Below are 10,889 nucleotides of genomic sequence, written 5' to 3'. Positions count from 1 at the left end.
TGCGGCGCGAGGCCGACGAGGAACAGAAGCCCTTCGACCATCACCTGAGCCATCTCACCGTGCACGGCTTCCTGCATTTGATCGGCTACGACCACGAGACCGATGACGAGGCCGATGAGATGGAGACGCTCGAGCGGGAGATCCTGGCGCATCTGGGGATTCCCGATCCCTATGCGGATCGGGAGCGGATGAATTGACGATGACAGATTCCGAGCCGATCCACGACAATCCGCGCAATACACGCAATCTGCCGGCCGTGGTGCCGCCGGGCGAGGCCGGGCGCGCACCGAGCGAGAATTGGCTGCTGCGCGCGTTCCGCAGCCTGTTCGGCTGGAAGGCCGGCAACTCGGTCCGCGACGATCTTCAGGTCGTGCTCGACGCCTCCACGCCCGACGATATCGGCTTCTCCGCCGTCGAGCGCACGCTGCTGCGCAACATCCTCGATCTCCACGAACGGCGGATCGCCGACGTGATGGTGCACCGCGCGGATATCGTGGCCGTGAAGCGGGACATCCCGCTCGGCGAACTAATGAGTTTGTTCGAGAGCGCTGCGCATTCGCGCCTCGTCGTCTACAACGATACGCTCGACGACCCCGAAGGCATGGTGCACATCCGCGACCTGCTCGCCTTGATGACCGCGCAGGCGCGCGTGCCCGACGCCGTCAAGGCCAAGCGCAAGAAGCCGCTGCCGGCCGGGCTCGACCTCAAAACGGTCGATCTCGCCATGCCGCTTGCCGACGCGAATATCATCCGCAAGCTGCTCTACGTGCCGCCTTCGATGCGCGCGATCGACCTGCTCGCGCAGATGCAGGCGTCGCGCATTCACCTTGCGCTGGTCGTCGATGAATATGGCGGCACCGACGGGCTGGTTTCGATCGAGGACATCGTCGAGCAGATCGTCGGCGAGATCGATGACGAGCACGACAGCGACGAGCCTCCGGCCATCGTCCGCCAGCCGGACAACTCCTTCATTGCCGATGCGCGCGCCAGCCTCGACGACGTCCGCTCCGTGATCGGCGAAGACTTTGTCACCGGGGAAGCCGGTGAAGGGGTCGAGACGCTCGGCGGCTATCTCGTAAATCATGTCGGCCGGCTGCCGGTGCGCGGCGAGTTGATCTCCGGCCCGGGCAATTTCGAGGTCGAGGTGCTGGATGCCGATCCGCGGCGCGTCAAGCGCCTGCGCATTGCACCGCGCAAGGAGCGGCCCGCGCCGCGCGGCCAGCGCGAAAGCCGGCGCCGCGAGCCGACCGCGGGAGCAGAGACGCCCACCGAGCCAGCCCAACCGCCCGATGCCGGGCAGGCGGCAAGCAACGAGGACCGCAGTTCTCAGGCCGGCGACGGAGCGGGCTCGCAGTGACCATGGCATCGAGGCTTCGCGGGCTCGCGCTCGCTGTCATTCTGTCCTGGGGATGGAAGCGGGCCGGCATCGCGCTCGCCGCCGGCGCCCTGTCAGCGCTTGCGATGGCACCATTCAATGCCTGGCCGGTGCTGTTCATCACCTTCCCGGTCGTGGTCTGGCTGATCGATGGCGCGAGCGCTGGGCGGCTCAAGGGCGTTCCGGCCGCAGCCCTGACCGGATTCTGGTTCGGCCTCGGCTATTTCGTGCCCGGCCTCTACTGGATCGGCTATGCGTTTCTGGTCGACGCGCAGACCTTCGCGTGGCTGATGCCCTTCGCCGTGCTCGGGCTTCCCGCTTACCTCGCACTGTTTCCGGCACTGGGCTTTGCGGCGGCGCGTCTGATCTGGAGCCGGGATTCCACCCGCATTCTGGCGCTGGCGGTCGGCCTGACCGCAAGTGAATGGCTGCGTGGCCATGTGCTGACCGGCTTTCCCTGGAACGCGTTCGGCTACGCGCTGGCCGAGCCGCTCGCCTTGGCCCAGACCGCCGCGCTGGTCGGGCTCTGGGGCATGACGCTGCTTGCAATCGCGATCTTCGCGAGCCCCGCGGTCCTGATCGACCGGACCCGGAGCAAGCGAACGCCATGGCAAGTTCCTGTTGCCGCGCTTGCTGTCCTGGCAACGATGGGAACCTTTGGCGCCATCCGCCTGTCCTGGCATCCCACGGCTTTGGTGAGCGGGGTCAAGCTCAGGATCATGCAGCCGAATCTGCAACAGGATATCAAGTTCAACTACTCGGCCAAAGCGGAGGTGATGCGGCAATATCTGACGCTGTCGGATCGCGCCTCCGGGCCGCACGCAATGGGAGTGCGCGACACCAACATCCTGATCTGGCCGGAATCCGCTTTCCCATTCTTCCTGACGCGCGAGCCGGATGCGATGGCACAGATCGCTGATCTGCTGCCACCGGGCGCAGCACTGATCACAGGTTCAGTACGTGCACCAGAACTGCCACCAAATGCACGAATTACACGCGCTTATAATTCGATCTACGTGATCGATCATGAGGGCAGCGTGCTGTCGCTCTACGACAAACTGCACCTGGTGCCATTCGGCGAGTATCTACCGTTTCAGGACGCGATGGAAAAGCTGGGCCTCGAACAACTCACGCGAGTGCAGGGCGGCTTCATCCCGGGAACGATCCGGCGGAATCTGGACGTGCCGCACGCGCCGCGCGCGCTGCCCCTCATCTGCTATGAAGCAATCTTTCCTAATGAAATCGCTGGTGAATCGGGTGATCGTGCCGGATGGATGGTCAACCTGACCAACGACGGCTGGTTCGGATTTTCGACCGGTCCCTATCAACACCTGCAGCAGGCGAGATGGCGCGCGATCGAGCAAGGCTTGCCATTGGTTCGCGCCGCCAATACGGGAATTTCAGCTGTAATCGATCCGGTCGGCCGCATCATCGCGCGGTTGGACCTCGGCATCGAAGGTGTGCTCGATGCGCCGCTGCCAGCGGCAATCGCGCCAACGCCTTACGCGCGGAGCGGCGATCTCGCCTTTGTGATCCTGTTCGCGCTCGCTTTGATCGTCGTAATCCGCCGGGGCGTTGCACAAAAGCTCCGGTGAGAACTTCGTTGCGTCGTTTCTTTTCATCATCGTAAGATTTTTTTTGACAAGCAAAACTCCAAGTGTTGACAGATTGCCGCTGCAATTCGCATTCTCGCGCGGCAGTACGATCCCGTTCAATTCGCTGCTCACCCGTCATCGTGATTAGGACTCTGAGCAGAGTTTGACGGCATTAGCGCCTGAGGCATACTGCGGTCGCCTCATTCCCCAGGCCTCATTCAAGGAGTTGAGAGATGTCGACGAAAGCGCCCAACCCTGTTGACAAACATGTCGGCAGCCGGGTGCGGATGCGCCGTATCATGCTGGGCATGAGCCAAGAAAAGCTCGGTGAGGCTCTCGGCCTCACGTTCCAGCAGATACAGAAATACGAAAAAGGCACCAATCGCGTTGGTGCGAGCCGAATTCAGCAGATTTCCGAGGTTCTGCAGGTCCCGGTGTCTTTCTTGTTCGAAGGAGTTCCAACCGGCGGGACTAATGGAGAGAGCTTCGGTGAAGGTGCTTCACCAGCCTACGTGTCCGACTTTCTCGCGACCTCCGAAGGCCTCGCTCTGACCCGTGCGTTCACTCGGATCAACGATTCCAAGCTCCGCCGCAGCATTGTCGATCTGGTCGAACAGATCGCCGATCGCGAAGCACCAGAAGATCGGTAGGCTATCTGTTAGCTGGACTCTGTTTGCAGAGCCTGGCGTTCGCCGGACTATCGTCCAGCGAATGGACGAATAGACAAACCGTTCGGAAACCAATAGAGCGCGATAGCTTCCTTCGGGACTAGCCATCGCGCTCTTTTTTCGTCCCACAAGCCACGAGCTCTGCACCCGTCGCGAGATGCGCCCAGACGGGGTTCAAGCGAAGAACCCTTGCTCGCGCGGCGAATTTGACGTTTGACCCTCCCTGCCGCAACACAGCAACTCCGGCGTCAAAATCCAAAGCGGCACTGGAAACAATCATCTAGCTGGTGTTTCTTTGGCACCAATCATCGCTGAGGCGGCTCCCAAAAGGCACGCGAATGTTGGCACGCGAACATTAGTGGGCAAATAAGTGGGCAAGCCGTGTGGGCAATTGATCAAGAGGATAACGAAGCAACAACCATGAGCGCGACGACAGATCCCTTCGACAGCAGCGTCATCCTCGACGGCATCCGCCGCTGGGTCGAGATCGAAACCCCGACCGATGCGCCCGACCAGGTCAATCGCCTAGCCACGCTCGTCGCCGATGGTTATCGCGATCTTCCCGCGACGGTCGCGCGGATTGCCGGCCGCGACGGCTGCGGCGACCATCTGCTGGCGCGCTCCTCCTGGGGCCAGGATGCGCCGGGCATCCTGGTGCTCAGCCATCTCGACACCGTCCATCCGCTCGGCTTCATCGAAAGGCTGCCTTTCAGGATCGAGGGAGATTGTGCATACGGTCCCGGCATCTACGACATGAAAGGCGGAGCCTATCTCGCCTACTACGCGTTCCGTCAGCTCTGCTTGAGCGGCGAACAGTCCCCACTCGGCATCACGCATCTCTTTGTCTCGGATGAGGAGATCGGCAGCCCGACCTCGCGCGCGCTGATCGAGGAGGAAGGACGCCGGGCGAAATACGTGCTGGTGACGGAACCCGCCCGCGACGGTGGAAAGGTCGTGACCGGACGAAAAGGCGTGGCGCGCTTCGACGTTTCGATCACCGGCGTGCCGTCCCATGCCGGCACGCGGCCGCAGGACGGCCGCAGCGCCATCCGAGAGCTTGCCAATGTGATCCAGGCGCTGGAGGCGCTGAACGATCCCACGCGAGGGGTCTCGGTCAATGTCGGGCTCGTGCGCGGCGGCACGCGCCCCAATGTGATTCCGGAGACGGCCTATGCCGAAGTGGATGCACGCCTCCCCACCTTTGCCGACGCTGACGAAATCGTAACCAAGATTCTGAACTTGAAGTCGCGCAGCGAAGGCGTCACCGTCGACGTGACGGGCGCACTGAATCGTCCGCCTTACGAAAAGAGCAATGCCGGCGCCGCGCTGTTCGAACATGCGCGAACGCTCGCCGACGAGGTCGGCTTCGACCTGGTCGGCACCTCGACCGGGGGCGGCTCGGACGGCAATTTCACGGCTCCCTTCACCGCGACGCTCGACGGTCTCGGTGTTGACGGCAAGGGTGCGCATACACATTACGAACAGATGTACGTCTCCTCGATCAAGCCGCGGACGCGATTGTTGCACCGGCTGTACCAGACCCTGCAATGAGTGCGGCGACCCCCATATCGGACGATGAGGGCGCGGGCGGAGATGCGGGCTCGCACCGCCAAGGGTCGTTCTTTGGCCGCCGCAAAGGCCACAAGCTCCGCGCCCATCAGGCGGATCTCATCGCGCACCTGCTGCCCCACCTCGCGCTTGATCCGGCCACGCCGGCAGCAGCGGTCGCCGATCTTTTTGACCCGCCGGCCCAGGAACTGAGGCTCGAGATCGGCTTTGGCGGCGGCGAGCACCTCGTTGCCGAAGCGCTGACCCATCCGGCAACTGGCTTCATCGGCTGCGAGCCTTACGTCAACGGCATGGCCAAGATCCTGGCGCAGATCGAGAGCCACAATATCAGCAATGTCCGCCTGTTCGCCGGCGATGCGGCCGAGCTCCTCGCCTGGCTGCCGCCGGGATCGCTGGCACGGATCGATCTGATCCACCCCGATCCCTGGCCGAAACGGCGGCACTGGAAGCGCCGCTTCGTGCAGGACGCGACCATCGCGGCGATGGCCCGGGCAATCCGGCCCGGCGGCGAATTCCGCTTCGTCAGCGATATCGCCGACTACTGCGCCTGGACGCTATGGCATCTGTTACGCTCGCCGGAATTCGACTGGACCGCCGAGCGCGCCGACGACTGGCGCCTGCCCTGGCCCGGCTACACCATGACCCGCTACGGCCAGAAGGCCGCGCGCGAGGGCCGGGTCGCGAACTATCTGCGGTTTCGCAGGAAGTAGCCGCGGCGCGGAGACGCGTGACGAGCTCATGAGCCGGCCTCAGTGCCGCGTCTTCCAGAACGTCACGACGCGCTCGGCAGTCGACGGCATCAGTCGCGCATAGTTGACGCGCGCGGCTTCGATGTCGGCCTGCGCCGGAATCCGCTTCGGCCCCAGCCTGAGCAGGATCAGCGCATGCACCGTCGCCCATTCGAGCCCGATGGTGCGGCCGATGATCAAAAGCGGGTCGTGACGATCGCCCGAAATCAACCGGTCGAGCGTTGCGATGTTCAGGCCGGACATCGCCGCCAGCGCAGCAACCGTCTCCTCATACTCGTAGCTGCGCGCAAAGCTGAGCAGCGCGCTTTCGTTGAGACCGCCGGCTTCATAGAGCGCCAGAATGGTACGCTGGGCCGGGACGAAGTTGCGGTTGCTCGCGACCGGGCCCGGCGCGCCGCTAAGCTCCGCAACCACCTGCCCGATCTTGGCCTGACGCTCCGGCTTCACCACATCGAACAGCCGTCGCCTCACCACCTCGAGCGAGCCTGCAATCAGCGTCTTCAGGTGCGCGTCCGGCAGATCGTCGCGTTTACCGACCGTCAATGTCAGCACGCCGTCGAAGCTCGCGCGACTGATCAACTCGGAATAGCCGAGTTCGGAAAACTGCGCCCCGATATTGCCGGCGGCGCGCCTGACGACGTCACGATCGCCGCGCCGGACCAGGATGTCCGTCACGCCGCTCGAAAGCGTCGGCCGCTCCGACATCGCCAACAGATGGTCTTGCCCGCGGTCGCGCGCGACGGCGATCAGATAAGATTCGTCGAGCACGGGCGAACGCCGCAGCAGCGGCCCAGCCACCATGATCTCGTCCTCGCCCGCAAGCTGTCGAACCAGAATCCGCGGTGCGCGCTCGAGCCGCGACAGCCGCTCGGCGAGGTCGATCCGCACATGGACGTCGGTCTGCGGCACCAGCTCGATCAAAAGCCCGTCAAACAGGTTGATGTGCTCGGGGCGAAGCCTGGCTACATCTTCGAAGAACAGGTCCGCAATACGGCGGGCGGCCTCGGTGCGGCGCTCGGGATCGCCCTGCCTGACGATTTGATCAAGCCCCGGGATCAGCAAGGTGGCGGCACTCATGGCAATTGACTCGATACGCAACGCAACAGCGTCCCGCGGAAGGGGCACCCGCCGGACAATCCGGAATTCCTGAACAGTTTAAGCGATCTTGATGAATGAAGGGTTAGGTATCCGGCGGATCTGTCCCACCGGATCCCACCCTGAAAGGGGCCCAAAATTGCGCGTCTCGGGCTTTCTGGCTCTTGCCGGACCGCACCAGAACCGCTATATCAGCTGCAACTTACAGTATCTCATATACGATCGCGTAGTGAGAGTGGGGCCTCCGGGACCCGCTCTTTTTTATTACCTGAACCACCCGTGCCCAACGGACGGACCGGATCAGGGGACGCGATCGGACGGGCAAACGCCCGGTGAGCCAGAACTGCATCTACCCCGCACCTTCAAAGACTGCATCTGACCGACGCTTGAGAATGACCGAACCCACGTTCGACCCTGTCGACGCCGACCTCTTGACCGAGCCCCGTCTCGTCGTCGAGCCGGGTGTGGCCGCTCGGGTCGCCGCGGTCGCCGAGCCGGTGCTGCAGGGGATGGGCTACCGGCTGGTGCGAATCCGCATCTCCGGTGAAGCCGGCTGCACGGTGCAGGTCATGGCGGAACGGCCGGACGGCACGATGCAGATCGAGGACTGCGAAGCCGTGTCGCGGGCGCTGTCGCCGGTGCTCGACATTGCCGACCCGATCGACCGCGCCTACCGGCTCGAAATATCGTCTCCCGGTATCGACCGGCCGCTGGTGCGTCGCTCGGATTTTGTCCGTTACAGCGGTCATCTCGTGAAGATCGAGGTGGCGGTCGCGCATCAGAACCGGAAGCGGTTCCGCGGCGTTCTGAACGGTGTCGAGGGCGACGCCGTGCGGGTCACCCGTGACGACGTGCCGAAGGATCAGGAGCCGGACGTGCTGCTGCCGATGGCTGATATCGGCGAGGCCAAGCTGGTGCTCACAGACGAGCTGATCGCGGAATCCATGCGGCGCGGCAAGGCCGCCGAGCGGGAACTGAAGCGGGACATGGGTCTGGCGCCACCTTTGGCGCCGCATGCCAAGCCGGCTAGCCAAGCCAAGGGCCCGGTCAAGAATACGGACAAGCGTCCTGAGAAGAAAGCGGTAAAGAAACCTTTGCCTCAAAACACCAAGCAACATCGCCTCGCCGCGCAACGCGCGCGCAGGGGCGAGATCGATCCTGATTAGAGGAGACTGAACCATGGCTGTCAGCGCCAACAGGTTGGAACTGCTGCAGATCGCCGACGCCGTCGCGCGCGAAAAGTCGATCGACCGTGGCATTGTGATCGCGGCGATGGAAGACGCCATCGCCAAGGCCGCCCGCGCCCGTTACGGCAGCGAAACCGACGTGCATGCCGAGATCGACCCGAGGAAGGGCGAGCTGCGGCTGTCGCGCCATATGCTGGTGGTCGACAAGGTCGAGAATGCGTCGAACCAGATCTCGCTGGACGACGCCCGCCGTGCCAATCCAGGCGCGCAGATCGGCGACACCATCGCCGACACGCTGCCGCCGCTCGAATATGGCCGCATTGCCGCGCAGTCGGCCAAGCAGGTCATCGTGCAGAAGGTGCGCGAGGCCGAGCGCGACCGGCAATATCAGGAGTTCAAGGACCGCATCGGAGACATCGTCAACGGTACGGTCAAACGCGTCGAATATGGCAGCGTGATCGTCGATCTCGGACGCGGTGAGGCCATCATCCGTCGCGACGAAATGCTGCCGCGCGAGGTGTTCCGCAACGGCGATCGCGTCCGCGCCTACATCTTCGATGTGCGCCGCGAAACGCGCGGCCCGCAGATCTTCCTGTCGCGCACCCATCCGCAGTTCATGGCCAAGCTGTTCGCGCAGGAGGTGCCGGAGATCTATGACGGCATCGTCGAGATCAAGGCGGTGGCCCGTGATCCGGGCTCGCGCGCCAAGATCGGTGTGGTGTCGCGCGATTCCTCAGTCGATCCGGTCGGCGCCTGCGTCGGCATGCGCGGCTCGCGCGTGCAGGCCGTGGTGAACGAGCTGCAAGGCGAGAAGATCGACATCATTCCGTGGTCTCCGGATATCGCGACCTTCGTGGTCAACGCGCTGGCGCCCGCCGAAGTCACCAAGGTGGTGATCGACGAGGATCGCGAGCGCATCGAGGTCGTGGTTCCCGACACCAACAATCAGCTGTCGCTGGCGATCGGCCGCCGCGGCCAGAACGTTCGTCTGGCTTCCCAGCTGACCGGATGGGACATCGACATCCTGACCGAGCAGGAGGAATCGGAGCGCCGCCAAGCCGACTTCGAGAACTCCACCCGCGTCTTCATGGAATCGCTCAATGTCGACGAGGTGGTCGGACAGCTGTTGGCCTCCGAAGGCTTCACCTCGGTGGAGGAACTTGCGCTGGTCGATCTGAAGGATCTGGCCGGCATCGAAGGCTTCGACGAAGAGACGGCCACCGAGCTGCAGACCCGGGCGCGCGAATTCCTGGAGCAGCAGGAGGCCGAGCTCGAGGCCAAGCGCAAGGAGCTGGGCGTCGAGGATGCCTTGAAGACTGTTCCCGGCGTCACGTCCAAGATGCTGGTCAAGTTCGGCGAGAACGACGTCAAGACAGTCGACGACCTCGCCGGTTGCGCCACTGACGATCTGGTTGGCTGGACCGAGCGCAAGGACGGCGGCGAACAGACCAAGCATGCCGGCATTCTCGACGGCCTGGATGTCTCCCGCGACGATGCCGAGGCGATGGTCATGCAGGCCCGCGTCAAGGCCGGCTGGATCAGCGAGGCTGATATCGCCAAGAAGACCGAAGAGGATGAGGTCCCTGAAGGACAGCCTGCCTGACCTATGACGACAGCGATGATGCCCGCCATGACGCCGTTCGCATAAAATGAGGAGCCGCCCGACCGCATGCTCGCTTTGGCCGACCCTGAGCTCGACAATGGACCGCGGACTGAGAAGTCCGCGACCATGCGGACGTGCGCGGTCAGCCGCGAGGTGCGGCCGACCGGCGAACTGATCCGCTTCGTCGTCGCCCCGTCGGGCGAGGTCATACCCGACATCAAGCGCAGGCTTCCCGGCCGCGGCCTTTGGGTTTCGGCAACGCGACAGGCCGTTGCGGAAGCGGTCCGTCGTCACCATTTCAGCCGAGGTTTCAAGCGCGACGTCCGCGTCAGCCCGGCGCTGTCGCAGCGGCCGTCACGGGTAGCGATTGCCGCGCTGATCCACGCCGCGGATGGCGCTCCCGACGGAATCCGTAAGCTCGACGCGCTGACGCGGCCAAATGCCGGGGACCCCGGTGCCGGGGACCAGGGGCAAGCCCCGCCATTTCCAATCATCGGCTGCCTCACATCGGCAGAATTGGATTTGGCACTGGGGCGGTCAAATGTGATACATGCTGCGCTGCTCGCGGGCCCGGCGAGCAGGACATTCCTGTCGCGCAGCCAGACACTGGTCCGATACCGGTCAGCCGACGCGGACAAGACTGCCGGAACCGCGGCCAGGACTTCGAAGATATAGCGACGATTGCACGAATGGGACGGTGCGGCTTGCCGCACGAAGGTAACAGGATTAGGACGACTGAATGGCCGACAACAACACTCCGGGCGACAAGAAACTGAGTGTCCCGAGCAAGACCTTGACGCTGAAGCCGCGCGTCGAGACTGGCACGGTGCGCCAGAGCTTCCCACACGGCCGGAGCAAACAGGTGGTGGTCGAGAAGCGCGGCACAAAGCGCCGGGTGGGCGATGGCGGGCCTGAGGCGCCGCATGCGCCCGAGCCGATCGTTGCCAAGGCGCCGCCCGCCCCTGCCCCACGGCCTTCGGGACCGCGGCCATCGGGTCCGGCGCAGCGCGGCGGATCGGGCGTGGTGCTGCGTACGCTGACCGAGGAC

At 64.0% G+C, this 10,889-nt stretch carries 11 protein-coding genes; 10 read left to right on the top strand and 1 reads right to left on the bottom strand.

Features of this window, described 5'->3' with window-relative positions:
• The 6 genes from ybeY to BRAS3843_RS13550 form a co-directional block, all read left to right on the top strand.
• The coding region (gene ybeY / locus BRAS3843_RS13575) for an rRNA maturation RNase YbeY (protein WP_035981659.1) at positions 1–197 on the top strand (197 nt) is incomplete at its 5' end.
• Positions 198–199: 2 nt separating this feature from the next.
• Positions 200–1,357, top strand: a complete 1,158-nt coding sequence (locus BRAS3843_RS13570; RefSeq protein ID WP_008969477.1) for a hemolysin family protein — start codon at positions 200–202, stop codon at positions 1,355–1,357.
• Between the two features lie 2 nt (positions 1,358–1,359).
• On the top strand, positions 1,360–2,970 hold the full coding sequence (gene lnt / locus BRAS3843_RS13565) for an apolipoprotein N-acyltransferase (RefSeq protein ID WP_008969476.1): 1,611 nt from the start codon (positions 1,360–1,362) through the stop codon (positions 2,968–2,970).
• Positions 2,971–3,203: 233 nt separating this feature from the next.
• Complete coding sequence (locus BRAS3843_RS13560; RefSeq protein ID WP_008969475.1) at positions 3,204–3,620, top strand: helix-turn-helix transcriptional regulator; 417 nt, start codon at positions 3,204–3,206, stop codon at positions 3,618–3,620.
• Positions 3,621–4,058: 438 nt separating this feature from the next.
• Positions 4,059–5,189: a M20 family metallopeptidase gene (locus tag BRAS3843_RS13555; RefSeq protein ID WP_008969473.1), complete on the top strand. Its 1,131-nt coding sequence runs from the start codon at positions 4,059–4,061 to the stop codon at positions 5,187–5,189.
• Complete coding sequence (locus BRAS3843_RS13550; protein ID WP_008969472.1) at positions 5,186–5,917, top strand: tRNA (guanine(46)-N(7))-methyltransferase TrmB; 732 nt, start codon at positions 5,186–5,188, stop codon at positions 5,915–5,917. The genes BRAS3843_RS13555 and BRAS3843_RS13550 overlap by 4 nt, the downstream gene beginning before the upstream one ends.
• Positions 5,918–5,956: 39 nt before the next feature.
• Here BRAS3843_RS13550 and BRAS3843_RS13545 read toward each other — a convergent pair whose 3' ends face one another.
• Positions 5,957–7,033: a DUF2336 domain-containing protein gene (locus BRAS3843_RS13545; protein ID WP_008969471.1), complete on the bottom strand. Its 1,077-nt coding sequence runs from the start codon at positions 7,031–7,033 to the stop codon at positions 5,957–5,959.
• A 410-nt stretch (positions 7,034–7,443) separates the two neighbouring features.
• Here BRAS3843_RS13545 and rimP point away from each other — a divergent pair, with 410 nt between their 5' ends.
• The 4 genes from rimP to BRAS3843_RS13525 form a co-directional block, all read left to right on the top strand.
• Positions 7,444–8,217, top strand: coding sequence for a ribosome maturation factor RimP (gene rimP, locus BRAS3843_RS13540; RefSeq protein WP_008969469.1), 774 nt, complete (start codon positions 7,444–7,446; stop codon positions 8,215–8,217).
• Between the two features lie 13 nt (positions 8,218–8,230).
• The gene (gene nusA / locus BRAS3843_RS13535; protein ID WP_008969468.1) at positions 8,231–9,841 is read left to right on the top strand and encodes a transcription termination factor NusA; all 1,611 of its coding nucleotides are present in this window, start codon (positions 8,231–8,233) and stop codon (positions 9,839–9,841) included.
• A gap of 66 nt (positions 9,842–9,907) precedes the next feature.
• Positions 9,908–10,516, top strand: coding sequence for a YlxR family protein (locus BRAS3843_RS13530; RefSeq protein ID WP_008969467.1), 609 nt, complete (start codon positions 9,908–9,910; stop codon positions 10,514–10,516).
• Positions 10,517–10,580: 64 nt separating this feature from the next.
• Positions 10,581–10,889: translation initiation factor IF-2 associated domain-containing protein (locus tag BRAS3843_RS13525; RefSeq protein WP_035981657.1), on the top strand; the 309-nt coding region annotated here is incomplete at its 3' end.

It is taken from the genome of Bradyrhizobium sp. STM 3843 (assembly GCF_000239815.1).
GTDB lineage: Bacteria > Pseudomonadota > Alphaproteobacteria > Rhizobiales > Xanthobacteraceae > Bradyrhizobium.
This window is presented reverse-complemented; position numbering and strand designations above follow the sequence as displayed.

Excerpts from the sequence above, each read along its gene's own strand:
- BRAS3843_RS13530 (WP_008969467.1), top strand. The coding sequence starts at position 9,908 with ATGCTCGCTTTGGCCGACCCTGAGCTCGACAATGGACCGCGGACTGAG.
- BRAS3843_RS13570 (WP_008969477.1), top strand. The coding sequence starts at position 200 with ATGACAGATTCCGAGCCGATCCACGACAATCCGCGCAATACACGCAAT.
- BRAS3843_RS13555 (WP_008969473.1), top strand. The coding sequence starts at position 4,059 with ATGAGCGCGACGACAGATCCCTTCGACAGCAGCGTCATCCTCGACGGC.
- BRAS3843_RS13545 (WP_008969471.1), bottom strand. The coding sequence starts at position 7,033 with ATGAGTGCCGCCACCTTGCTGATCCCGGGGCTTGATCAAATCGTCAGG.
- rimP (WP_008969469.1), top strand. The coding sequence starts at position 7,444 with ATGACCGAACCCACGTTCGACCCTGTCGACGCCGACCTCTTGACCGAG.
- BRAS3843_RS13550 (WP_008969472.1), top strand. The coding sequence starts at position 5,186 with ATGAGTGCGGCGACCCCCATATCGGACGATGAGGGCGCGGGCGGAGAT.
- lnt (WP_008969476.1), top strand. The coding sequence starts at position 1,360 with ATGGCATCGAGGCTTCGCGGGCTCGCGCTCGCTGTCATTCTGTCCTGG.
- BRAS3843_RS13560 (WP_008969475.1), top strand. The coding sequence starts at position 3,204 with ATGTCGACGAAAGCGCCCAACCCTGTTGACAAACATGTCGGCAGCCGG.
- nusA (WP_008969468.1), top strand. The coding sequence starts at position 8,231 with ATGGCTGTCAGCGCCAACAGGTTGGAACTGCTGCAGATCGCCGACGCC.